Origin of the sequence: Streptomyces endophytica (assembly GCF_026153355.1) — a bacterium.
Classification (GTDB): Bacteria; Actinomycetota; Actinomycetes; order Streptomycetales; family Streptomycetaceae; genus Streptomyces; species Streptomyces endophytica.
Window position 1 is genome coordinate 2606109 of sequence record NZ_CP110636.1, and the last position, 24184, is coordinate 2630292.

The 24184-nt window shown below is 71.4% G+C and carries 18 protein-coding genes and 1 pseudogene; 13 read left to right on the plus strand and 6 right to left on the minus strand.

The window, feature by feature from the left end; genetic code table 11:
• Positions 1 to 52 precede the first annotated feature (52 nt).
• The 6 genes and pseudogenes from OJ254_RS11795 to OJ254_RS11820 all read left to right on the plus strand — a co-directional run bounded on the left by OJ254_RS11795 (position 53) and on the right by OJ254_RS11820 (position 7099).
• A complete protein-coding gene (locus OJ254_RS11795; protein ID WP_265362286.1) occupies positions 53 to 367 on the plus strand; it encodes a hypothetical protein in 315 nt (104 codons plus the stop codon).
• A gap of 192 nt (positions 368 to 559) precedes the next feature.
• Positions 560 to 1524 (plus strand): annotated as a pseudogene (locus tag OJ254_RS11800) (TIGR03619 family F420-dependent LLM class oxidoreductase).
• Positions 1525 to 1682: 158 nt separating this feature from the next.
• Positions 1683 to 2468 (plus strand): SDR family NAD(P)-dependent oxidoreductase, encoded by a 786-nt coding sequence (locus tag OJ254_RS11805; RefSeq protein ID WP_265362287.1) that lies wholly within the window; start codon positions 1683 to 1685, stop codon positions 2466 to 2468.
• A gap of 178 nt (positions 2469 to 2646) precedes the next feature.
• Positions 2647 to 3771, plus strand: coding sequence for an LLM class flavin-dependent oxidoreductase (locus OJ254_RS11810; RefSeq protein ID WP_265362288.1), 1125 nt, complete (start codon positions 2647 to 2649; stop codon positions 3769 to 3771).
• A gap of 69 nt (positions 3772 to 3840) precedes the next feature.
• Positions 3841 to 5580 (plus strand): N-acyl-D-amino-acid deacylase family protein, encoded by a 1740-nt coding sequence (locus tag OJ254_RS11815; RefSeq protein WP_265362289.1) that lies wholly within the window; start codon positions 3841 to 3843, stop codon positions 5578 to 5580.
• Positions 5581 to 5620: 40 nt separating this feature from the next.
• Positions 5621 to 7099, plus strand: coding sequence for an aldehyde dehydrogenase family protein (locus tag OJ254_RS11820; protein WP_265362290.1), 1479 nt, complete (start codon positions 5621 to 5623; stop codon positions 7097 to 7099).
• Positions 7100 to 7332: 233 nt separating this feature from the next.
• On the opposite strand, the gene OJ254_RS11825 is transcribed toward OJ254_RS11820, so the two are convergent.
• Complete coding sequence (locus OJ254_RS11825) at positions 7333 to 8901, minus strand: CehA/McbA family metallohydrolase (protein ID WP_265362291.1); 1569 nt, start codon at positions 8899 to 8901, stop codon at positions 7333 to 7335.
• A gap of 145 nt (positions 8902 to 9046) precedes the next feature.
• On the opposite strand from OJ254_RS11825, the gene OJ254_RS11830 reads away from it, so the two are divergent.
• The 6 genes from OJ254_RS11830 (at position 9047) to OJ254_RS11855 (ending at position 16969) form a co-directional block, all read left to right on the plus strand.
• Positions 9047 to 9871 carry a TIGR03619 family F420-dependent LLM class oxidoreductase gene (locus OJ254_RS11830; protein WP_265362292.1) on the plus strand — a complete coding sequence of 275 codons (825 nt, stop codon included), beginning with the start codon at positions 9047 to 9049 and terminating at the stop codon, positions 9869 to 9871.
• A gap of 305 nt (positions 9872 to 10176) precedes the next feature.
• Positions 10177 to 11163, plus strand: a complete 987-nt coding sequence (locus tag OJ254_RS11835) for a helix-turn-helix transcriptional regulator (protein ID WP_265362293.1) — start codon at positions 10177 to 10179, stop codon at positions 11161 to 11163.
• A 279-nt stretch (positions 11164 to 11442) separates the two neighbouring features.
• Positions 11443 to 12066: an HAD family acid phosphatase gene (locus OJ254_RS11840; protein WP_265362294.1), complete on the plus strand. Its 624-nt coding sequence runs from the start codon at positions 11443 to 11445 to the stop codon at positions 12064 to 12066.
• A 244-nt stretch (positions 12067 to 12310) separates the two neighbouring features.
• Entirely contained in the window at positions 12311 to 13516 is a 1206-nt protein-coding gene (locus tag OJ254_RS11845; protein ID WP_265362295.1) for a S8 family peptidase, read from the plus strand.
• A gap of 251 nt (positions 13517 to 13767) precedes the next feature.
• The gene (locus OJ254_RS11850; RefSeq protein WP_265362296.1) at positions 13768 to 14169 is read left to right on the plus strand and encodes a VOC family protein; all 402 of its coding nucleotides are present in this window, start codon (positions 13768 to 13770) and stop codon (positions 14167 to 14169) included.
• Positions 14170 to 14296: 127 nt separating this feature from the next.
• Complete coding sequence (locus tag OJ254_RS11855; protein WP_265362297.1) at positions 14297 to 16969, plus strand: bifunctional FO biosynthesis protein CofGH; 2673 nt, start codon at positions 14297 to 14299, stop codon at positions 16967 to 16969.
• Between the two features lie 97 nt (positions 16970 to 17066).
• Here OJ254_RS11855 and OJ254_RS11860 read toward each other — a convergent pair whose 3' ends face one another.
• Both OJ254_RS11860 and OJ254_RS11865 read right to left on the minus strand, forming a co-directional pair.
• On the minus strand, positions 17067 to 17321 hold the full coding sequence (locus OJ254_RS11860; protein WP_030415575.1) for a hypothetical protein: 255 nt from the start codon (positions 17319 to 17321) through the stop codon (positions 17067 to 17069).
• Between the two features lie 64 nt (positions 17322 to 17385).
• Positions 17386 to 18345 carry a D-2-hydroxyacid dehydrogenase family protein gene (locus OJ254_RS11865; protein ID WP_265362298.1) on the minus strand — a complete coding sequence of 320 codons (960 nt, stop codon included), beginning with the start codon at positions 18343 to 18345 and terminating at the stop codon, positions 17386 to 17388.
• A gap of 176 nt (positions 18346 to 18521) precedes the next feature.
• Here OJ254_RS11865 and OJ254_RS11870 point away from each other — a divergent pair, with 176 nt between their 5' ends.
• The gene (locus OJ254_RS11870) at positions 18522 to 19643 is read left to right on the plus strand and encodes an ADP-ribosylglycohydrolase family protein (protein WP_265362299.1); all 1122 of its coding nucleotides are present in this window, start codon (positions 18522 to 18524) and stop codon (positions 19641 to 19643) included.
• Between the two features lie 288 nt (positions 19644 to 19931).
• On the opposite strand, the gene OJ254_RS11875 is transcribed toward OJ254_RS11870, so the two are convergent.
• The 3 genes from OJ254_RS11875 to OJ254_RS11885 all read right to left on the minus strand — a co-directional run bounded on the left by OJ254_RS11875 (position 19932) and on the right by OJ254_RS11885 (position 24140).
• Positions 19932 to 21095, minus strand: a complete 1164-nt coding sequence (locus tag OJ254_RS11875) for an IS701 family transposase (protein ID WP_265365060.1) — start codon at positions 21093 to 21095, stop codon at positions 19932 to 19934.
• 241 nt (positions 21096 to 21336) lie between these two features.
• A complete protein-coding gene (locus OJ254_RS11880) occupies positions 21337 to 22923 on the minus strand; it encodes a sodium:solute symporter family protein (RefSeq protein WP_265362300.1) in 1587 nt (528 codons plus the stop codon).
• A 431-nt stretch (positions 22924 to 23354) separates the two neighbouring features.
• A complete protein-coding gene (locus OJ254_RS11885) occupies positions 23355 to 24140 on the minus strand; it encodes an SDR family oxidoreductase (RefSeq protein ID WP_265362301.1) in 786 nt (261 codons plus the stop codon).
• Positions 24141 to 24184 lie beyond the last annotated feature (44 nt).

The following is a 24184-nucleotide window of genomic DNA, read 5'->3' on the forward strand; positions in this document are numbered from 1 at the left end:
CGGAAGGCGCGTACGTACCCACTCCCTCGCCCACCGTGGGGGTGGTCACGCGATGAGCCGGCCACTACCGACGACCACGAGGCTGTTGCCGTGGACGACACCCGAGGGGAAGACGTGCATTCTCGTCAGTGACGGCGGACCCCAGGGTGGCTTCTCGTTCCTGGCGGACCGCTTTGAAGCCGTGCAACTGGAGATGGCACTGGGGCTGATCGAGCACGCCGCCGACCTGCTCGCGGACAGCGAGGTGACGGACCAGGAGCTGCGGTTCCTGTGCTGCCAGTTGCGGGCCACCTTGGTCGATGTCCACCGTGTCGCCGTCAGCCGGGGAGAACGGTTGGCCGGCGACAACGAGACAGCAGGCGAGTGATCAACCCCCCTTCGGGGCCCCTCTTAGGGGTCTTGCCGCGCTCGTTCGGCGCGTTCTGCGTGCCCGAGCGAGCGCGGCTGCCGGCCTACTGTCCCGCTCTCTTGCCTGATGAAGCGCCAGGCACGACGATGGCCGCGCGAGTCCGAGCTGACGGAGTGTCAGCTACGGGGAGGCATTCGGGCGGAGGCGGCGATGGGTGAGGGTGGCGTGTGGCGGCCTGGGGGTGACGGGCGGCTGGCGTACGGGATGCAGTTGCCGGTGCAGGCGCAGAGCAGCGTGTTCGCGGAGGGGTGGGAGGCCGGGGCGGGGCCGCGGGACCTGGTGGAGATCGCGCGGGCCGCGGACCGGGGCGGGTTCGCGTACGTCGCCTGCTGTGAGCATCTGGCGATCCCGCGGCGGCTGGCGGAGGCGATGGGGACCGTGTGGTACGACCCGGTGGCCACGCTCGCGCATCTGGCCGCGGTGACGGAGCGGGTGCGGCTGCTGAGCCATGTGGCGGTGGTCGCCTTCCGGCATCCGCTGCTCACCGCGAAGCAGTACGCGACGCTCGACCGGTTGTCGGGCGGGCGGCTGATCCTGGGTGTGGGCGCCGGGCACGTGGCGGAGGAGTTCGAGGCGCTGGGGTGGACTTCGCGCGGCGGGGCGCGGTGCTCGACGAGACGATCGATGCGCTGAAGGTGGCGCTCGGGCCGGAGGAGTTCCCCGCCTTCATGGGCGAGCGGTTCGCGTTCGAGGGGCTGGGGCAGGCGCCGCGGCCCGTACAGACGCCCCGGCCGCCGATCTGGGTGGGCGGCTCCTCGCCCGCCGCCGTACGCCGGGCCGCGGAGCGCGGGGACGGCTGGCTGCCGCAGGGGGACCGGCGGGAGCGGTTGCCCCGGCAGATCGCGACGCTCCGGGCGGCGCGGGAGGCGGCGGGGGTCACGGAACCGCTGGTGATCGGGGCGATCGCCGAGCCGCTGTACGTGGGGGAGCCGGGCTGGGACGTCGGGCGGCACACCCTCCGGGGCAAGCCGGAGGCCGTCGCCGAGTCGTTGCGGGCGTACGGGGAGATGGGCGTGCGGCAGATCCAGGTGCGGTTCCGCAGCCGGGACCGGGCCGAACTCGTCGATCAGATGGCGGCGTTCGGGGCGGAGGTCGCCCCGCACCTCTGCGTGTGACACGCGACTGCGGGAGTGACGGGGCTCCGCGGCTGCAGTAGCGGCATGGCTTCCGCACCTTCGGCAGTGACGTGACGCCGCACCTTCGGCAGTGGCATGGCTTCCGCACCTTCAGCAGTGACATGGCTCCGCACCTTCATCCAGTAGGGAGTACCGGCATGGGCAAGCTCGACGGGCGGGTCGTTCTCATCACCGGGGCGGCGCGTGGGCAGGGTGAGCAGGAGGCGCGGCTGTTCGCGGCGGAGGGGGCGCGGGTCGTGCTGGCCGACGTCCTCGACGCGCAGGGCGAGGCCGTCGCGAAGGAGATCGGCGCGGCCGCGCGCTACGTCCATCTGGACGTGAGCCAGGAGGAGCAGTGGGTGGCGGCGGTGGCGGCCGCCCGGCAGGCGTACGGGAAGGTCGACGGGCTGGTCAACAACGCCGGGATCCTGCGGTTCAACGAGCTGACCGCCACTCCGCTGGCCGAGTTCCAGCAGATCGTGCAGGTCAACCAGGTCGGGGCGTTCCTCGGGATCAAGACGGCCGCGCCGGAGATCGCGGCGGCCGGCGGCGGCACGATCGTGAACACGGCGTCGTACACGGGTGTGACGGGGATGGCGTACGTCGGGGCGTACACCGCGACCAAGCACGCGATCGTGGGGCTGACCCGGGTCGCGGCGCTGGAGCTCGCGGCGAAGAGGATCCGGGTGAACGCCGTCTGCCCGGGCGCGATCGACACCGCCATGAGCAACCCCGCCCAGCTCGACCCCACGGCCGACGCCGACGAAGCCGCGGCGGCGCTGGACGAGCTGTACCGCAAGCTGGTGCCGCTGGGGCGGGTGGGGCGGCCGGAGGAGGTCGCGCGGCTCGCGCTGTTCCTGACGTCCGAGGAGGACTCGGCGTACATCACGGGCCAGCCGTTCGTGGTGGACGGGGGCTGGCTGGCCGGGGTGAGCGTCCTCTGAGGCAGTACATCTGATGCAGCGTCAGGTAATGCCGTCCGGTGCTCTTGACGGTGCCGGGCGGCGGTGGAACAGTCGGCGCAATCGAGAGCTGACGGTTCGTCAGATAGCCGTCGGGCGGGCGCCCCGGGCACGCGCGTCGGGGCACGCCGGGCGGCGGATACAGGGACGGTGATCCACTGTGGAATTCGGCCTCTTCGTACAGGGATACGTGGGCAAGCGGGCCAGGACCGACCCGCTCGCGGAGCACAAGGCGCTGATGGAGGAGACCGAGTACGTCATCCAGGCGGACGCCTCCGGGTTCAAGTACGCCTGGGCGTCGGAGCACCACTTCCTGGAGGAGTACTCCCACCTCTCCGCCAACGACGTCTTCCTCGGCTACCTCGCCCACGCGACCGAGCGGATCCACCTCGGGTCCGGGATCTTCAACCCGCTGGCGCAGGTCAACCACCCGGTGAAGGTTGCCGAGAAGGTCGCGATGCTCGACCACCTCTCCGAGGGGCGGTTCGAGTTCGGCAGCGGACGGGGCGCCGGTTCGCACGAGATCCTCGGCTTCCTGCCGGGCATCACGGACATGAACCACACCAAGGAGATCTGGGAAGAGACCATCGCCGAGTTCCCGAAGATGTGGCTCCAGGAGGAGTACCCCGGGTTCCAGGGCAAGCACTGGCAGCTGCCGCCCCGGAAGGTCTTCCCCAAGCCGTACGGGGCCTCGCACCCGGCGATGTGGTACGCGGCCGGGTCGCCCTCCTCGTACGCGATGGCGGCCCGCAAGGGGCTGGGCGTGCTCGGCTTCAGCGTCCAGAAGGTCGGCGACATGGAGTGGGTGCTGGAGCAGTACAAGACGGCGATCCGGGACGCCGAGCCGGTGGGCGACTTCGTCAACGACAACGTGATGGTGACGTCGACGGCGATCTGCGCCGAGACGCACGAGAAGGCGGTGCAGATCGCCGTCGACGGCGGGCTCAACTACCTGCAGTCGCTGGTGTTCCGGTACCACGACACCTTCCCGCGGCCGGACGGCATTCCGGAGTGGCCCGAGCTGCTGCCGGACTACACCGCCGAGATCATCGAGCTGCTGATCGCCGAGGAGCTGATGATCTGCGGCGACCCGGACGAGGTGCTCCGGCAGTGCAAGCGCTGGGAGCAGGCCGGGGCCGACCAGCTGAGCTTCGGCCTGCCGATCGGCATCCCGTACGAGGACACCATGAACACGATCAAGCTGATCGGGGAGCACGTCATCCCGAAGATCGATACGGACCCGGTGCACCGGACGACCCGGTTCCGCCAGGCGGCCGGCAACTGAGCCGAGCCGCTGACGGGACCGGCACCGCGCCGGCCGCGAGCCGGCAACCGAGGGGAGGCAATCGCCGTCATGCTCGACCACCTGATCAAGGGCGCGACCGTCGTGGACGGTACGGGCGCGCCCGCGTACCGCGCCGACGTCGGCATCCGGGGCGGCCGGATCGCCGTCGTCGCCCGCCCCGGCGGGGTGAGCGAGGAGTCGTCCTCGGCGGAGGACGCGACCGGGCTGGTCCTCGCCCCCGGCTTCGTCGATCCGCACACCCACTACGACGCCCAGCTGTTCTGGGACCCGTACGCGACGCCCTCGCTCAACCACGGTGTGACGACCGTGGCGGGCGGCAACTGCGGATTCACCCTCGCGCCCCTGCACCCCGCCCGCCCCGAGGACGCCGACTACACCCGGCGGATGATGTCCAAGGTGGAGGGCATGTCCCTGGTGGCGCTGGAGGAGGGCGCGCCCTGGACCTGGCACTCGTTCGGGGAGTACCTCGACGCCCTGGAGGGGCGGATCGCCGTCAACGCCGGCTTCATGGTGGGCCATTGCGCGCTGCGCCGGTACGTGATGGGCCCGGACGCGGTGGGCGGGCAGCCGACCGGCCGGCAACTGGCCGAGATGCTCGCGCTCTTCCACGAGGCGATGGACGCGGGCGCCTGGGGGTTCTCCACCACCCAGTCGTCCACCCACTCCGACGGTGACGGCCGGCCGGTCGCCTCCCGGCACGCCGGGCCGGACGAACTGCTCGCGCTGTCCCGGGCGGTCGCCGAGCACGAGGGCACCCAGATCGAGGCGATCGTGGCCGGCTGCCTGGACCGGTTCAGCGATGCCGAGATCGACCTGTTCGTGGAGATGAGCGCGGCGGCCGGGCGCCCGCTGAACTGGAACGTGCTGACCATCGACGCGGCCGTGCCGGACCGGGTGCCCCGGCAGCTGATACCGAGCGAGCGGGCCCGTAAGGCCGGCGGCCGGATCGTGGCGCTGACCATGCCGATCCTCACGCCCATGAACATGTCGCTGGGCACCTTCTGCGCGCTGAACCTGATCCCCGGCTGGGGCGAGGTCCTCGGCCTGCCGGTCGACGAGCGGATCGCCCGGCTCCGTGACCCCGCGGTCCGCGCCGAGATGCTGCGGCGCGCGGGCAGCGAGGAAGCCGGCGTCTTCCGGCGGCTCACCGACTTCGGCCGGTACGTCATCGGCGACACCTACTCGGCCGCGAACGAGGGCCTGACCGGCCGGGTCGTCCGGGACGTCGCCGCCGAGCGCGGCCAGGAGCCGTTCGCCTGCCTGGTGGAGATCTGCGCCAACGACCGGCTGCGGACGGTCCTGTGGCCCATGCCCACCGACAACGACCCGGACTCCTGGGCGCTGCGCGCCGAGACCTGGCAGCACGAGGACGTCCTGCTTGGCGGCTCGGACGCCGGGGCGCACCTGGACCGGATGTGCGGGGCGCCGTACACCACCCGGTTCCTCGGCGACTGTCTGCGCGGCCGGAAGCTGGTCGGGCTGGAGCAGGCGGTGAAGATGCTGACCGACGACCCGGCGCGGCTCTTCGGACTGCGCGAGCGCGGCCAGATCCAGGAGGGCTGGCACGCGGACCTGGTCCTCTTCGACCCCGAGCGGATCGACGCGGGCAAGGCCACGCTGGTGCACGACCTGCCGGGCGACAGCCCGCGGCTGGACTCGAAGGCGATCGGCGTCACGGCGGTGTGGGTCAACGGCGTCGAGGCGATCCGCGCGGACCGGGTGACGGGCGCGACGCCCGGCACGGTGCTGCGGTCGGGGCGGGACACCAGGACGGTGAGCACCCGGTGAGCGGGACCGTGGGCGGGAGGAAGCGGGCGGTGAGGTTCCGGTGACGGCGGCCCGTCAGCGGCTCTTCATCGGCGGCGAGTGGGTCGTGCCGGACGGCGGCCACTACGAGGTGACCGACCCGGCGACCGAGGAGACCGTGGGGCTCGCGCCCGAGGCGAGCCGTGACCAGGTGCACGCGGCGGCCGCGGCGGCCCGGGACGCCTTCGGCCCGTGGTCCCGGACCAGCCCGGAGGCGCGCGCGGCCGTCCTCTCCCGGGCCGCGGACCTCATCCAGCGCAACGCCGGCCGGTACGCCGAGCTCGCCCAGGCGGAGAGCGGCGCCACGACCGCGACGGCGCGCGGGATGCAGGTCGCGGTCGCGGCGGCACGGTTCCGGCGGTACGCCAAGGGGGCGCTGGAACCGGTCGAGACGCCGCTGCCCCCGCAGATCAACGAGGCGGGCCCGATGGGCCGGGGCGGCGTGCTGGGCGCCCTGGCGGTCCGGCAGCCGGTCGGCGTGGTCACCTGCATCACCTCGTACAACAACCCGTGGGCCAACCCGGCCGGCAAGGTCGCCCCGGCCCTCGCCATGGGCAACACCGTCCTGGTGAAGCCCGCCCCGCAGGACCCGCTGTCGGTGTACCGGATGGCGGAGGCGCTGGAGGAGGCACTGACGGAGGCGGGGGCGCCGCCCGGTGTCGTGAACGTCGTCAGCGGGACCGCGGTCGCCGTGGGTGAGGCCGCCGTCGACTCGCCCGACGTCGACATGGTCAGCTTCACCGGCTCCACGGCCGTCGGGCAGCGCATCGCCGAGGTGTGCGGGCGCGGGATGAAGCGGCAGCTGATGGAGCTGGGCGGCAAGGGGGCGGCGATCGTCTTCGGCGACGCCGATCTGGACTCCGCCGTCGCCGGCATCGGGACGACATACGCCTTCTACAGCGGGCAGATCTGCACGGCGCCGACCCGGGCGCTCGTGCACCGCTCCGTGTACGACGCGTTCGTCGCCAAGCTCACCGCGTACCTCGGGTTCCTGAAGGTCGGTGATCCGCGGGCGCCGGGCACCGTCGTCGGGCCCGTCATCTCCGCCGCGCACCGGGACCGCGTCGAGGCGTACGTGGAGCTGGGGCGCAAGGAGGGCGCCACGGTCGTCGCGGGCGGGGAGCGGCCCGCGCACCTCGGCAAGGGGTTCTACGTCGCGCCGGCACTGCTCGCCGACTGCACCAACGACATGCGGGTGGTCCGGGAGGAGATCTTCGGGCCGGTGGTCGCGGTCGTCCCCTTCGACGGGGACGAGGACGAGGCCGTCGCGCTCGCCAACGACAGCGACTACGGCCTGATCGACTACGTCTGGTCGGCCGATGCGGCCCGCGCCTTCCGCGTGGCCCGTCGGCTGCGGGCGGGCGGCGTGGGGGTGAACACCGTCGGCCGCAACATGGAGGCGCCGTTCGGCGGCTTCAAACGGAGCGGAGTGGGCCGCGACGTCGGGTCGTACGCCCTCCATGCGTACAGCGAGCTGCAGGCGATCGTTTGGGCGGGGTGAGGGGGGAGGGGTGAGGGGTGAGGGGCGAGGGGTGAGGGGGGAGGGGTGAGGGGTGGGAGGGCGAGGGGTGAGGGTGAGGGGCGCGGGGTGGGAGGGCGAGGGGTGAGGGTGAGGGGCGCGGGGGGTGAGGGTGGGGTGGCCCGTAGCGCCGGCCTTTCGTTCCCCCGGGGCCCCCGCCCCCGCCCCACCCTCCCCCCGCACCCCTCACCCCTCCCCTCACCCTCCCCCTCCCCTCACCCCCTGCGGTCCAGGAACACCGGGTTGGCCAGGGCCGCCATGGGGCCCGGGAGGCCGGGGGCGGTCGTCGGGTGCCGGACCTCGACGCGTATGTAGGCGGCATGATCGGGCGTGGTCTGCCAGGTGACGGTGTCCGCGCCGGACGGCGGCAGGGCGGCCGTATGGAGGCGTCCTTGGTCGGTGACGAAGGAGACCGTGCAGCCCGGCGCCCCGGAGACCGTCAGCCGCGCGGTGACCCCGGACGCTCCGGACAGCGCCAACCGCCCGCCGATACCGGCGTGTTCGCCGCGCTCACCGGTGACCGAGAACGACAGGTCGATCGTCGAGGACTCGGCGATCCACACCCGGCCCGCCCGTATGCCGTCCTGCAGGGCGCGACGGGAGAGGTCGTCGGCGAGCACCACCGTCTGCGGCAGGCCGACGACGTCCGGGTCGCGGTGGGCGTCGCTGTGCCCGACGGCCGGCAGCCAGTCCCCGCGGCCGCGGGCGTGCGCGACCAGGGTGTTGTCCCACTCGGCGAGGGTGACCTCGTCATCGGGCCCGTACGGGCCGTTCCAGACCTCCACCGCATCGGCTTCGTTGAGCCCGAACTTCCAGTTGCAGCCGATGCAGGTGGCGTGCGGATGCGCCGGGATGACGAGGCCGCCGGCCCGCCGTATCGCCCGCGCGTACTTGCCGAAGGCGTTGTCCCGGGCGCGGTAGCGCCAGTCGATGAAGACGCCGGGGTCGGTGCCCATCGCGACCACGTGGCCGTTGCGGGTGGTGACCTCCTCGCCGGTCAGGATCAGCAGGTCGTCACCCCACAGGCCCTCCCAGGCGCGGTGCGCGGAAGTGGTGTTGTGCTCGGTGGTGGTGAGGAAGTCCAGCCCGGCGGCGCGGGCCAGCGCCGCGATCTCGGCGGGCGTGCGCCTGCCGTCGGAGTGGACCGAGTGCAGATGGTTGTCGCCGCGGTACCAGGCGCGGCCGCGGCCCCGGGCGCGCTCCGGTGGGTGGACGGGCCGGGGCGTTTGCCCCGGGGGGCCGTACCGCAGGGTGATCGTGACGTCGTAGGAGAGCCCCTGCGGTGCGACGGTGTACGGACCGAGGGCGATGTGCCAGAGGCCTGCGTTGACGGGGCCGGGGAGGTAGCCCGGAGTGGCGTCGTCGGCGCGGAGGAAGAACTCCGAGCGTGCCCCGCCGGACCAGCCGCGGAAGCCCGCGCCGCCGAGGCCGGTGCCCCGTTCGTCGAAGATGCCGATGTCGCAGGCGTTGCCGACCGTGCCCTCGGGGACGGTGGGTTTGTCATAGCGGTAGGAGACGGCGATCTCCCGTACGCCGCGCGGTACTTCGACCGGGAGGTAGACGAAGTCCGGTACGCCCATGGGCAGATGGCCGGTCACGCGCCGGGTCTGCTCGCCCGTCCGGCCGCCCGCCCCGTCATCCGCACCGCCGCCCTTCCCGCTACCCGTTCCGCCGCCCGGTGCTCCGGCCGCCGGCGTCGCGTCGGCGAAGCTCACCCGGCCGAGCGTGAGCGCGCCCGTGGCGCCCGCGAGCGCGGAAATCCGCAGAACATCGCGCCGTTCCATCCCGCTCTACCCCCTTCCGTCTGCCGTGTTGCGTTCCGTGAAAACTGTTGTACGCCGACGTGACGCGCGGCGAAAGGCCTGTGGATAACCGTCGGACGGTGCGGCAACATGCCGTCATCCACCCGCCTGACGGAGGTCCCCCACCATGCGGATCGCGACCACGATCTTCCTGACCGACGAGACGATCCGGCCGGCCCGGCTGGCCCGCGAGCTCGAACAGCGCGGCTTCGCCGGCCTCTACCTCCCCGAACACACCCACATCCCGGCCAGCCGCGACACCCCCGCCCCCATGGGCGAGCCGCTGCCCCGCGAATACGGCCGCACCCTGAACCCGTTCGTGGCCCTCGCTCAGGCCGCAGCGGTCACCGAACGGCTCGCCCTGGGCACCGGCGTCACCCTCGTCGCCCAGCACGACCCGGTGGACCTCGCCAAGCAGATCGCGACCCTGGACTTCCTCTCCGGCAGCCGCTTCACCCTCGGCATCGGCTACGGCTGGAACGTCGAGGAAGCCGCCGACCACGGGGTCACGTGGTCCACCCGGCGCGCGCTGACCCGCGACCGGATGGCCCTGATGCGTGCCCTGTGGGCCGACGAACCCACCGCGTACGACGGCCCGTTCGGGTCCGTACGAGCCTCCCTGGCCCACCCCAAGCCGGCCCACGGCGCCCCACGCACCCTCCTCGGCGGCGCGGCCGGCCCCAAGCTCTTCGCGGAGATCGCCGCCTACGCGGACGGCTGGCTGCCGATCGGCGGGCGCGGCCTGACCGAGACCCTGCCGGTCCTGCGGCAGGCCTGGTCGGAGGCCGGACGCGCCGGCGACCCCGTGGTGGTGCCGTACGCGGTCCGGCCGACCCCGGGCAAGCTGGCCCACTACCGAGACCTGGGCCTCCAGGAGGTGGTGCTGCAACTGCCCCCGGCGGACGAGGGCGAGGTCCTGCGAACGCTGGACGACTTCGCACAGTACTTGTGACCCCGCAGTACTTGTGGCCCAGAACGGGACGGTGGTCGTCCCCGGCCGGGTGATAAACCGCCTGCAAGCGCCTTTTGCGGTGTTCGGGGAAATATCGGCCACGGGTTGGTCCGTACCTGAGTGAATGCCTCTCCGGATTCCTCTTCATTTGCTGCGTATTCAACTTGACAGGCTCCCTTCTCATGGCACGATGTTCGCCATTGACGTCCTGATCGCCAGTAATGACGCGCCGTCTACTTCATCTCGGATTCCGCTTCATTGTGCCGCTCGCTGGTGGATCAGTATCTGTCGCTGGGGGAGTGCATATGGACGAAAGAAACGTGGCGGAATACCTCCGGGATCTCGGAGTGGGGGCGCGTGAGGCCGAGGCATTACAGGCGCTGCTGCGCTCCGGGCGGCGCAGTGCCGGGCAGCTCGGGGCGGAGCTGGGATGGGATCCCGAACGGGCCGAGGAGTCCGTCGGCCGGCTGATCGAGCTGGGGCTGGTCGTCGCCGGCGGCCCCGATCACGCCACCCTCTCACCCGCGGAGCCGAGCCTCGCCCTGGACCGGCTGGCCCACCTCCGGTCGGCCGAGGTCCAGCGGGCCCGGCTGGCCGCGCTGCACGCCTACCGGGACTACCGGCGCTGCACCGGCGCACAGACCATGGACGATTTGGTCGAAGTGGTGACCGGGCCGCAGCAGATCGTGGACTGCATTTGGCAGTTCGAAAAATCGGTGGAGAAGGAAGTCGTCCGCTTCGATTCTCCGCCCTATCACACGGACGGCGGCGCAAATGACGTCGAGGTGCACAATCTCCAGCGCGGCGTTGAATATCGCGTGGTGTACTCGAACTCGGCGGTGCGGAACAGCGCCTACTATGCGGTGAACATCCAGCCGTGCATCGCCGCGGGCGAAAAGGCCCGGGTCCTCACGGCGGTTCCGGTCAAACTCACCGTCTTCGACCGGCGCCTGGCGATCGTGTCGATGTCGTCCGTCGAGGCGGAATCCAACGAATGCCTGCTGCTCGTACGGCCGTCGAGTCTGCTGACCGCGCTCCTCGGGCTCTTCGAGACCTCATGGCGCGCCGGCTACCCCATGCACCTCAGTGATCAGGTGCCCCGTGCGCTCGCCCCCGTACAGCGGCGCATCCTGGAGCTGCTCGGGACGGGGGTCACCGACGACACCATCGCCCAGTTGCTGGGCATCAGCCGCCGTACCCTCTCCCGCCACATGGAACGCCTCTACCTCCTCGCCGGCGCCGCCAACCGCTTCCAACTCGCCCTGCACGCCGCCCGCAAGCAGTGGATCTGAGCCCTTCCTGACCCCGGCGTGCAGCAGCGGACGACCGCCGCGCTCCCACGGGTGACGCGCGCCCGAGATCGCCACTGGCGCAGTTGTGACACCACCCGGGGGCCGACTGGGATACCAATTCCCCATGGCGGCAGAGGACGCCGGCAACGCACCACAGGCAACAACTTCGGGGGCTTCCCACCGGTGCCCCGACCCCCACCGGATCACCGGTGGCCGCCCGACTCCACCCCTCGGAGCCGTGCGCCCCCACACCCCGATCGTGCAAAGGAGCAGCGAACCATGAACCACGGCAAGAAGATCGCTCTCACCGTCGGCGCGGCGATATGCGCCCTGGCGTCACTCCCCGCGGCGGCGCAGGCCGTCTCCACGGCAGCACCGGCCCCCCGCACGACGACGCAGGCCACCACCCATGCGGACTCGCTGCCGTCCAAGAGCGAGTGGCTCGCCGACGTCGCACCCGTAGCGGCCGAACTCCGTAGCTATCTGGAGCAGCGCCTGGCCGATGTCCACAGCGGTGAGCGGCCCGCGGTCGTCCTGGACATCGACAACACCTCCCTGGCCACCCACTACGACAAGGGAAAGCCCATCCAGGCGATCCTCGACGCCACGAAGTACGCGCACGCACACGGCGCGGCCGTGCTGTTCGCCTCGTACCGCAGCGCCGACTCGAAGGACTCCACGACCAGGCAGCTCACCTCGGCCGGGTACACCGTCGACGGGCTCTGCCTCAAGCCGGAGGGCCACAGCCCCGGCAAGGCCGCGGTGAAACTCGGCTGCCGCAAGAAGTACGAGGAGGCGGGGTACACGCTCATCGCCAACGTGGGTAACCGCAGCACCGATTTCGAGGGCGGACACTACGAAAAGGGGTTCAAGCTCCCCGACTACGACGGCGCGCTGAGCTGACCGCAGCGCCCCCTCACCGGGCCCGCCACCTCGTGTGGCGGGCCCTCGTCGTGCGCGGCCAAGAACGCCAACCCATGTGACCGCACGGCCACTTGCGCATCCGTGCCACTGGCGAAGCTGTGCCGCCGCGGAGGGCCGGCGGTCGGTACACCAAGGGGTCCGGTCCTTCCGGTACCGACCTTTCCGGACCCGGTACCTCCGGTACCGGCCTCTCCCCTCAGCCGACCTCCCCTCAGGAGCAGCCGTGCACACAGGCATACGAAGGTTCACCGCGGTCATCGCCCTCGCGACGGCATTCCCCCTCTTCGCCGGACAGGTCTCCCAGGCGCAGGAACCCCAGCCCACATCCGGCGCCCGCACCCCCGCCCACGCCCTCCCCGGGCGGTACATCGTCGTCCTCAAGGACCGGGCGCTGTCGGCCGGTTCGGTGACGGCCGCGAGCGCCCGCCTGGCGAAGGCGCACGGAGGCACCGTCCGGCAGACCTACCGGACCGTGCTCAAGGGCTACGCGGCCACGATGACCGCCGACCAGGCCCGCCGGGTCGCGGCCGATCCGCAGGTCGCCTCCGTGGAGCCGGACGTCGAGGTCCGCGGCTCCGCCGTGCAGAGCGACCCGCCGTCCTGGGGCCTCGACCGGGTGGACCAGCGCACCCTCCCGCTGGACCGGAGCTACAGCTATGCCACCACGGCGGACAACGTCACGGCGTACGTCGTCGACACCGGCATCCGCACCTCCCACACCCAGTTCCAGGGCCGGGCGTCCGTCGGCGCCGACGAGGTGGGGGACGGCGGTGACGGCCAGGACTGCGCCGGTCACGGCACCCATGTGTCGGGCACCATCGGCGGCCGGGACTACGGCGTCGCCAAGGGCGTCAAGCTGGTGTCCGTGCGCGTCCTCAACTGCCGCGGCAAGGGATCGGCATCGTCGATCATCGCCGCCGCGGACTGGATCACCGCCCATGCCGCCAGGCCCGCCGTGGCCAACATGAGCATCAACGGGCCCAGGAGCAACAGCGAGGACAGCGCGATCAAGAAGTCCATCGCCTCGGGGATCACCTGGGTCGTCTCCTCGGGCAACGACGGTGCCGACGCCTGCGGCAACTCGCCCGGCGACATCGCTCCCGCGCTCGTCGTCAACAACGCAACGGCCGACGACCGGCGCCGCTCCGACTCCAACTACGGCTCCTGCACCGACCTCTTCGCCCCGGGAACCGGAATCGCCTCGGCCTGGAACACGGGTGACCGCGACACCCGCTCCCTCACCGGGACGTCGATGGCCGCACCGCACGTGACCGGCGCCGCCGCGCTCTACCTCTCCGCGCACCCCGACGCCTCCCCGGCCGAGGTCCAGCAGGCCCTGCTCGACGACGCCACCTCCGGCCGGATCTCGGACGCGGGCAGCGGCACCCCCAACCGACTCCTCCACACCGGCGGGCCGGCCGCCCGGTAGGCGACTGCGCACCGTATCCGCGGCGATACCGGGGATGACGGACAGCGGGTGCCCGTCGATCACACGACGGGCACCCCCAGGTCGCCGTCGCGGCCTAGGCCCAGCGGCCTACGGGGCGCCCGCGCTGGTTGGGACCGCAGACCGATCCGCGGTCGGCCCCTGCGGACGTAGCGTCGAAGGTGAACGGGATCCACGCATCAAGGTCCACGCAACGTGATCCATGAAGAGCCTCGGCAGATCAAGGAGATCTCATGCCCAGCCTCGACCACACCATCGTGCACAGCACCGACCGCTTCGCCTCGGCCCGCTTCCTCGCCGACCTTCTGGACGCGCCGGAGCCCAAGGCGTTCGGCCCCTTCGCCACCCTCAAGCTGGACAACGGAGTGGCGCTCGACTACGCCGAGCACGCGGCCGGAGGCAAGGAATTCGTGCCCACGCACTACGCGTTCCTGGTGACGGAGGACGAGTTCGACAAGATCCTGGCGCGCATAAAGGACCGCAACCTGCCGTACTGGGCCGACCCGCGGCACGCCGAGCCGCAGAAGATCAACACGCGGGACGGCGGCCGCGGTGTGTACGTCGACGACCCCGACGGCCACTACATGGAGTTCCTGACCCGTACGTACTCCGACGAGCTGCTGTCCAGCCTGTAGGAGCAGCCTGTAGGAACAGCCTCCTGGGGCCCGGTCGGCCGGGACCGGACGGCCCAGTGATCAGCGGCACAACCGGCCGTCGTTCTATGGCGGCGGCACTGTCGGTGGTCGCTCGTATGCTCGGAGGATGACTTCCAGCGCGCAGGGACCTGACCAGGTATCCGACGAGGGATCCGACCAGGCGTCCGGGCAAGCGGCCGACCGCGGCACGGGCGCCCGGCCCGCCCCGGAGAGCCGCCCGACGGCGAACGCGATGCGCCGCGCGCTCAAGCGGGCCCGCGACGGCGTGGCGCTGGACGTCGGCGAGGCCGTGGTGCTGCTGCAGGCCCGCGGCGCCGACCTGACGGACCTGTGCGCGTCCGCGGCCCGGGTGCGCGACGCCGGCCTGGAGGCCGCCGGCCGCCCCGGCGTCATCACGTACTCCAAGGGCGTCTTCATCCCCCTGACGCGGCTGTGCCGGGACAAGTGCCACTACTGCACCTTCGTCACCGTCCCCGGCAAGCTGCGCCGGGCCGGGCACGGGATGTTCATGTCGCCCGACGAAGTGCTGGACATCGCCCGCCGCGGCGCCGAACTGGGCTGCAAGGAAGCCCTGTTCACCCTCGGGGACAAGCCCGAGGACCGCTGGCCCGAGGCCCGCGAATGGCTGGAGGCGCACGGCTACGACGACACGCTCTCGTACGTCCGCGCCATGGCCATCCGCGTCCTGGAGGAGACCGGACTGCTGCCGCACCTCAACCCCGGCGTGCTGTCCTGGACGGACTTCCAGCGGCTCAAGCCCGTCGCCCCGTCCCTGGGAATGATGCTGGAGACCACCGCCGAGCGCCTGTGGAGCGAGCCCGGCGGCCCGCACCACGGCTCACCGGACAAGGAACCGGCCGTCCGGCTGCGCGTCCTGGAGGACGCCGGCCGCTCCAACGTCCCCTTCACCAGCGGACTGCTGATCGGCATCGGCGAGACCTACGAGGAGCGCGCCGAGTCCCTGTTCGCGCTGCGCCGCATCCAGCGCGCCTACCACGGCATCCAGGAACTGATCATGCAGAACTTCCGCGCCAAGCCGGACACGGCGATGCGCGGCATGCCGGACGCCGAACTGGAGGAGCTGGCCGCGACCATCGCGGTGGCCCGGCACATCATGGGCCCCTCGACCCGCATCCAGGCACCGCCCAACCTGGTCGACGGCGAGTACGCGCTGCTGATCGGCGCCGGCATCGACGACTGGGGCGGCGTCTCCCCGCTGACCCTGGACCACGTCAACCCCGAGCGGCCCTGGCCGCAGATCGAGGAGCTGACCGAGCACTGCGCCGCCGCCGGCTTCCGCCTGCGCGAACGGCTCCCCATCTACCCCGAGTTCCTCCAGCGCGGCGAACCCTGGCTCGACCCCCGACTGCTGCCGCACGTCCGCGCCCTCGCCGACCCGGAGACGGGCCTGGCCGTCGAGGACGCGCCCGTCGTCGGCCGGCCCTGGCAGGAGCCCGACGAGGGCTTCACGATGAGCTCCTCGGGCCGTACGGACCTGCACCACACCATCGACACCGAGGGCCGCAGCGCCGACCGCCGGGACGACTTCGACGAGGTCTACGGCGACTGGGAGGCACTGCGCGAGGCCGCCGCGCCCGGTATGGCGCCCGAGCGCATCGACGCGGACGTACGGCAGGCGCTCTCCCGGGCCGCGGACGACCCCACCCGGCTCACCGACCCCGAGGCGCTGGCCCTGCTGCACGCCGACGGACCGGCCCTCGACGCGCTCTGCCGCATCGCGGACGACCTGCGCCGCGCCACGGTCGGCGACGACGTCACCTACATCGTCACCAGGAACATCAACTTCACCAACGTCTGCTACACCGGCTGCCGTTTCTGCGCCTTCGCCCAGCGCCGCACCGACGCCGACGCCTACACCCTCTCCCTCTCCCAGGTCGCCGACCGCGCCCAGCAGGCCTGGGACGTGGGCGCCGTCGAGGTGTGCATGCAGGGCGGCATCCACCCCGATCTGCCCGGCACGGCCTACTTCGACATCGCGCGCGCCGTCAAGGAACGCGTCCCCGGCATGCACGTACACGCCTTCTCCCCCATGGAGGTGGTCAACGGCGCCACCCGCACCGGGCTGTCGATCCGCGAATGGCTGAGCGAGGCCAAGGCGGCCGGCCTGGACACGATCCCCGGCACCGCCGCCGAGATCCTCGACGACGAGGTCCGCTGGATCCTCACCAAGGGCAAACTCCCCACCGCCACCTGGGTCGAGGTCATCAAGACCGCCCACGAGCTGGGCATCCGCTCGTCCTCGACGATGATGTACGGCCATGTCGACCAGCCGCGCCACTGGCTCGGGCACCTCCGGCTGCTGGCCCGGATCCAGCAGGAGACCGGCGGCTTCACGGAGTTCGTCACGCTCCCGTTCATCCACACCAACGCGCCCGTCTACCTCGCCGGGATCGCCCGCCCCGGCCCGACGACCCGCGACAACCGCGCCGTGACGGCCATGGCCCGGGTCCTGCTGCACCCGCACATCACCAACATCCAGACCAGCTGGGTCAAACTGGGCACGGAAGGCGCCGCGGAAATGCTCCGCTCCGGCGCCAACGACCTCGGCGGCACCTTGATGGAGGAGACCATCTCCCGTATGGCGGGCTCCAGTTACGGCTCCTACCGCTCCATCCAGGACCTGATCGCCATCGCCGACCGGGCCGGCCGCCCCGCCCGCCCCCGCACCACGACCTACGGCCCGGTCCCCGAGGAGCGCCGGGCGGCCGCCCTCGCCTCGGACGGCCACCTGCCGGAGCTGCTGCCGGTGGTGGACTGACCGCCCGCCGTAGTGGCCGGGTCATCGCCATACCTGCCCCGGGAGCCACCGGCCGCAGTGGCCGGGACCCGGCCCGGCCCCTGTCTCGGCTCCCGCCTCAGTCCCCGTCGTACTCCGACTCGTGCTGGAGGATGCACTGCTGCCACTGGGACAGCGCCTCCTCGCGGTCGCCCCCGCTGTCCTGGGCGGCGACGATCAGGGCGTCGGCGGCCATCGCGGCGAGCCGCACGGCGATGTGGCAGACGTCGCTCTGGGGGAGCGGCCGGAGGAGTTCCACCGCGCCGTCGCTGTCCCCGGAGAGGGCCGAGGCGACAACGGCCATGGTGGTGCGATCCCACTCGTACTCGGACATGGGGAAAGCATGCCCACCGTGCGGCGCCGCCATCATCGAACGGATGAGCCCGGCGCGTTGCGCATCAGTTGAGTTGACGCACCGGGCTGCCCGCCAGAAAGGCGGTGATGTCCTCGACGGCCTGCTGGAAGTACCCCTCGTAGTTGCGGCGGGTGACATAGCCGAGGTGCGGGAGCGCGAGCACGTTCGGGAGGGTGCGGAAGGGGTGACCGGCCGGCAGCGGCTCCTGGTCGAAGACGTCCAGGCCGGCCCCGGCGATCCAGTTCTCGCGCAGCGCCCGCAGCAGCGCCTCCTGGTCGACGATCGCGGCGCGCGAGGTGTTGACGAGGTAGCTCGTGGGCCGCATCCGGCGGAGTTCGTCCGCGCCGAGCAGCCCCCGGGTGCGGTCGCCGAGCACCAGATGGACGGAGACGTAATCGGCGGCCTCCAGGAGCTCTTCCTTGGTGGCGGCGGCGCGTACGCCCACCTCCGCGGCGCGCTCGGCGGTCAGGTTCCGGCTCCACGCCACCACGTCCATGCCGAAGGCCAGGCCGATCCGGGCGACCCGGCTGCCGATCTTGCCGAGGCCGAGCAGCCCGAGCGTACGGCCGTGCAGATCGGCGCCGAGGGTGGACTGCCAGGGGCCGCCGGCCTGCATCGCGGTGCTCTCGGTGGCGACGTTGCGGGCGAGGCCCAGAATCAGCGCCCAGGTCAGTTCGACGGGCGGCTCGGTGTTGCTGGCGGTGCCGCACACGGTGATCCCGTGCCGGGCGGCGGCCGCCAGGTCGATGGCGGCATTCCGCATCCCGGAGGTGATCAGCAGCCGGAGCCGGGGCAGCCGGGTGAGCAGCGAGGCGGGGAACGGGGTGCGCTCACGCATCGCCACGACGATCTCGCAGTCGCCGATCGCCGCGACCACCTCGTCCTCGGAGCGGAACGGCTCGCGCAGCGTACGGACCTCGACGGTGCCGCCCAGCGGTGACCAGTCGGCCAGGGAGAGGGCGACGCCCTGGTAGTCGTCGAGTACGGCGCAGCGCGGTGTCATAGGAGATCTCCCGGAGGTGCAGTTCGGCGGTCATCCGGACCGTAGCGCCCAAAAGCCGCCTAGCCAGCGACTATGCGCATACTCACCTGGCCGGAAACTGATCAATCCCGGTCGATTACAGTGCTGCGCCAGGGGCCCCGCAAGGCCCCGGAACGTGGTGAGCTTCGGGAGGCACAGTGAGCGCAGCAGGAGGCGGCGCCGCCATCTGGGGGCGCGCGGAACAGCAGGACTTCCGCAGCCGGGTACGCGGCTGCCTGCTCGGCGGTGCCATCGGCGATGCGCTCGGTGCCGGTATCGAATTCGACTCGCTCGACGCCATCCGCACGGCGCACGGCCAGGAGGGCGTGACCGAATTCGTACCCGCCTTCGGGCGGCGCGGTGCGGTCACCGACGACACCCAGATGACCCTGTTCACCGTCGACGGGCTGATCCGCGCCCAGGTACGCCGCGACACCGGCGCCTGGCACCCGCCCACCGACGTCCACCGCGCCTACCTGCGCTGGGCCGCCACCCAGCACGACTGGGGCCCCGACGAGCGCAAGACGGACGACGGCTGGCTGGCCCGCGAGGAGTGGCTGTACGCCCGCCGCGCGCCCGGCCGGGCCTGCCTGAGCGGTCTCGGCGACGAGGTGATGGGCACCCTGGAGGCACCGAAGAACCCGGACTCCAAGGGGTGCGGCGCGGTCATGCGCTCGGCACCGTTCGGGCTGCTGGTCGGCTGGGAGCCGCAGCTGGTCTTCCAGCTCGCCGCGGAGTGCGCGGCGCAGACGCACGGCCACCCCACCGGCTATCTGGCGGCCGGCGCGTTCGCCGTCATCAGCCACTCACTGGCCCGTGGCGAGGACCTCGACAGCGCGGTGCAGAAGTCGCTGGCCCACCTGGCCACCCGCCCCGGCCACGAGGAGACCACCGAGGCCCTCAAGCGCGCGCTGGGCGCCGTACGGCAGGGCATGCCGGCGCCGGCCCGGGTGGAGTCGCTGGGCGAGGGCTGGACGGCCGAGGAGGCGCTGTCCATCGGCGTCTACTGCGCACTGGTCGCCGAGGACATCCGGCACGGCCTGCTGCTCGCCGTCAACCACGGCGGCGACAGCGACTCCACCGGCGCCATCTGCGGCAACCTCCTCGGCACCCTGCACGGCGAAACGGCGCTGCCGCCGGACTGGCTGGTCGAACTGGAGGGCCGGGCCACGATCCTGCAACTCGCCGACGACTTCGCCATGGAAATGACCCAGGGCCCCGCCCTGCACGGCCCGGCCGGCTCGGCCCTGGGGTGGCTGGCACGGTATCCGCGGGCGTAGGGGCTTGGGCGCGGGGGATTAGGGCGTAAGGGATAGGGCTTCACGGGAAGGGCCGAAGGTGCCGGGGCTCGGCGGGCCCTTATGGGCCTTTGCGGGCCCTTACGGACCTTGCGGGCCCTTACGGGAGAGCCGAACACTTTCCCTAGTACTGCAACCGCATGTGGGGTGTGTGGCCGCGGTGTTGGTAGTGGCTGTGGCGGGCTCGGGCTTGGCTGTGTCTGCGGAAGTGTGACCAGTGCAGACGGTGTTCGTTGGTGTGACAGTGGGGTGTGCGGGCGAGGTGCCCGATCAGGCGGCGGATTTCGGGGACGCTGAGGGGTACGAGGTCGTGTTCGTCGCATCCGCTGCCCCTTTTGCGGCTTGTGTTGCGCGGACGGCGGTCAGGTAGGCCAGGGCCGCCATGGCCAGGGTGATGTGCCGGTACCAGGCCCGGTAGTGCCGCACCTGGTAGTGATCCAGGCCGCACTCGCCCTTGGCGCTCTGGAAGCACTCCTCCACCGCCCACCGCGCTCCAGCCACCTTGACCAGGTCTTTCAGACGCGTAGAGACCGGTCCGAAGCAGACGTAGTAGGCGATGTCGGCAGGGTTGCTGATGTTGCGGCGGGCCAGCACCCAGTGCCCGAACCCGTTCTCCTGTCGCGGCCTGAGGGCGGCGCGGGCCCAGTGATAGATCCTCTGGCCGTGGGCGCCGGCTCCCGCCGAGAGCGGTTTCCATGCCTGCTTCGGGCGGGTGGCGATCAGCTCGTCGACCCGGTACTGCCAGCCGTCGAGACCGGTCACCGTGTCGTTGACCTTGGTGGCCACCACATAAGCCACCTTGCGTTCTTCCAGCCAGGACCGAAAATGGCGGACTTGTCCGTAGGCCTCGTCGGTGGTGACCCAGGCGAAGGGCACGGCCGCGTCCAGGGCGCGTTGCAGCATCCACTTCAGGTGCTCGATCTTGGTGGCGAAGGGCACCTCGTCGCCGATCTTGGCCGCCCGGCACCGGGCGCGGTCGTCCGTCCAGGAGGCGGGCAGATACAGCTCGCGGTCGATCAACGCCCGCCCCCGGGTGGAGGCATAGGCCAAGAACGTGCCGACCTGGCAGTTCTCCCTGCGTCCGGCGGTGCCGGAGTACTGCCGCTGGACCCCGGCTGACTTGGTGCCCTTCTTCACAAAGCCGGTGTCGTCGCCGATGAGGATCCCGTCCTTGGTCCCGATGGTTTCCACGACGAAGTCGCGGACGTCGTCACGGACGGCGTTCTCGTCCCAGTCCGAATGGTTCAGCAGCCGCTGGACGCCGTCCGGGCGGAGCTGGCCGACCTGCTCGGCCAGCGTCCAGCCGTTCTTCCTCTCCAAAGGGGCCAGGAGGCCCCGCAGGTAGTCCAAGGCCCGGTCTCGTGGCTCTGACCTGCCGAAACGATGCCCGATGCGGGCATGCAAATCCGCTATTCCCTCGGACCACGACTCGATCTGCTCAACCGTCAGCGACTTCTCACACAGTCACACCAACGAGCCCCAGCCCACACGGTCACACCACATGCGGTTGCAGTACTAGGGGACCCGAGCGCCCCCTCGGGGCCACAACGGCGCGGGGGGCGGCGGCATTCCCGGCCCAGGCCCTTACGGGCAGGTCGAACACCTCCCGTAGGGGACGCGAGCGCCCCCTCGGGGGCCACAACAGGCCGGGGGGCGGAGGCATTCCGTCCCCTTCTCAAGGCGCCCGCACCCCCCGTACCCCGTCCGACCCGTCCCCCTGCTCCGGGATGCCCGCAACGCCCGCAACGCCCGCCGCGGTGCCTCCGGTGTCCCCGTCGCCGTCCCCCTCCCCGTCGTTGATCCGTGCCAGCACCGCGTCGCGTTCCGGGGTGGCCTCGGGCCGCAGGTGGCCGAGCAGGACGAAGAGCAGCAGCGAGGTGGCGACCGGGGCGGCGATCTGGATCTGGAGTTGGACGCCGTTCAGGCCGTAGTTGGTCAGCCAGAACGCGAACAGGCCGGCCGCCCAGGACACCAGGGCCGCGGTGGGGCCCGAGCGGCGGAAGATCCGCACCATGCCGAGCAGGAACGGGATGGAGATCGGCCCGACCAGCCCGGCCACCCACTTGATGACGACGGTGATGATGTCCTTGAACGTGGGCGAGTTGACCTGGGTCGCGATCGCCATCGACAGGCCCAGGAACGCGACCGTCGACAGCCGCGCGGCCAGCAGCCCGGCCCGGTGCGACCACTCGCGCGCCCGCGCCGAGAGGGCCGGCGCGATGTCGCGGGTGAACACCGCGGAGATGGCGTTGGCGTCCGAGGAACACATGGCCATCGTGTGGGAGAAGAAGCCGACGATCACCAGCCCCAGCAGCCCGTGCGGCAGCAGGCGTTCGGTCAGCACCGCATACGCGTCGGAGGCGTCCGGCCGGTGCGCCGTGACCAGCAGCGGCGCGGCCCACATCGGGAAGAAGAGGACGGCCGGCCAGACGAACCACAGCGCCGCGGACAGCCGCGCGGAGCGCTTGGCCTGCCGGGCGCTGCCCGTCGCCATGAAGCGCTGCGCCTGGTTCCACATCCCGCCGCTGTACTCGAAGGTCTTGATGAAGAGATAGGCGAGCAGAAAGGTGAAGGTGTACGGGCCGACGGTGGGCCGGGTGTGGGTGTCCGGCAGCTCGCCCCATACGGTCCACAGCGCGCTGACGCCCCCCAGCTTCCCCAGAACGGTGACCAGCATCGCGACGCCCGCCAGCAGCTGGATGACGAACTGCCCCAGCTCGGTCAGCGCATCCGCCCACAGACCGCCGACCGTGCAGTAGACGCCGGTGATCACGCCCGTGATGAGGATGCCCTGGTGGAGCGAGATCCCGGTGAAGACGGACAGCAGGGTGGCGATCGCGGCCCACTTGGCGCCCACGTCGACGATCTTCAGCAGCACACCGGACCAGGCCAGCGCCTGCTGCGTCGGCAGGTTGTAGCGGCTCTTGAGGTACTCCAGCGGCGAGGCGACACCCAGCCGCGACCGCAGCCGGTTCAGCCGGCCGGCGAACAGCTGGGAGCCGATGGCGACCCCGATCGCGATGGGGAAGGACCAGGTCACGTACGAGGTGACCCCGTATTGGTAGGCGATCCCGGCGTACCCGGTGAACATCACCGCGCTGTAGCCGGACATGTGGTGGGAGATCCCGGAGAGCCACCACGGCATCCGGCCGCCCGCGGTGAAGAAGTCGCTGACGTCGTCCACCCGTTTGTGCGACCACACACCGATCGCGACCATCACACCGAAGTAGCCGATGAGCACGGCCCAGTCGAGACTGTTCATGCCCCCTCCAGGGGTCCGCCTTATGAACATCGATCACTTCGCCGTGATGCGTTCCGCGGCGCCGTGCCCCCGCTCGGGAGCGGGAAACTCCAGGAACTCCCGGGATTGAAGCGTCCGTTGAGCGTGCCGGTCAAGACTCCCGACAATCACAGATATGAACAGCGATCAGGGAACTGGACTTATGCGCCTTCCCTTGACCACCCGGAACGTTGTCACCCCCGCGCACAGACAGCGCCACAGACAGCGCCACCGACAGGGCCACTACGGAAACCCACTACGGAAACGGCCGCCGCATCCCCGGCCAGCACAACGGCCGTACGGGTGCGGAACCCGTACGGCCGTAAAGGGAGGGAAGGAGCGTGGAAAGGGAGCGCGGAATGGCGGTGCGGAAAGGCGGTGCGACCGCTACCCCCTCAGCTCAGCCGCTGCCGCTACCGCATCAGCTCACCCGCGTTGACCAGCAGCGACTGGCCCGTGATGGCGCGCGCCCGGTCGGACGCCAGGAAGACCGCGGTCTCGGCCACATCGGCATCCATGGCCAGCTCCGGCAGCGCCATCCGCTCGGTGAGCCGCCCGAGCACCTCGGACTCCGCCACGCCCTCGGCCTGCGCCTGGAACCGTACGTACGCCTCGACCGGCGGGCCCCACATCCAGCCCGGCTGCACGGTGTTGACGCGTATCCGGTCCGGTCCCAGCTCGCGGGCGAGCGAGTACATCGCCGAGACCAGCCCGCCCTTCGACGCCGCGTACGCCGCCTGCCGCACCTGCGAGGGCGCCGCGACCGACGACTGGGTGCCGATGAACACCACCGAACCCCCGCCGCGCGCGGTCAGCGACGGCAGACAGGCCCGGGTCATCCGCAGCGTGCCGAAGAGGTTGACGTCCACGACGTCGCGCCAGGAGTCGAAGTCGGCGTCCCGCAGCCCGCCGAACAACGAGTCCAGCGCCGCGACATGGATCACCGCGTCGATCCCGCCGAACCGCTCCACCGCCAGCGCGGCCAGCGCCGTGCACTGCGCCTCGTCACCGATGTCGGTCACCCGCCAGGCGGTACGCGTCCCCGAAGGGTCGATCCGCGCCGCCGACTTGGCGAGGTTCACCTCCGTACGCGCGCCCAGCACCACCGAGGCGCCGTCCCGCACACAGGCCGCCGCGACCTGATGGCCGAGGCCGGGCCCCACGCCCGAGACGACGACGGTCTTGTTCCGCAGCAGCATCTCCGCCTCCGGACATCGCGCACCACGCCCATCTCCTGACGAGT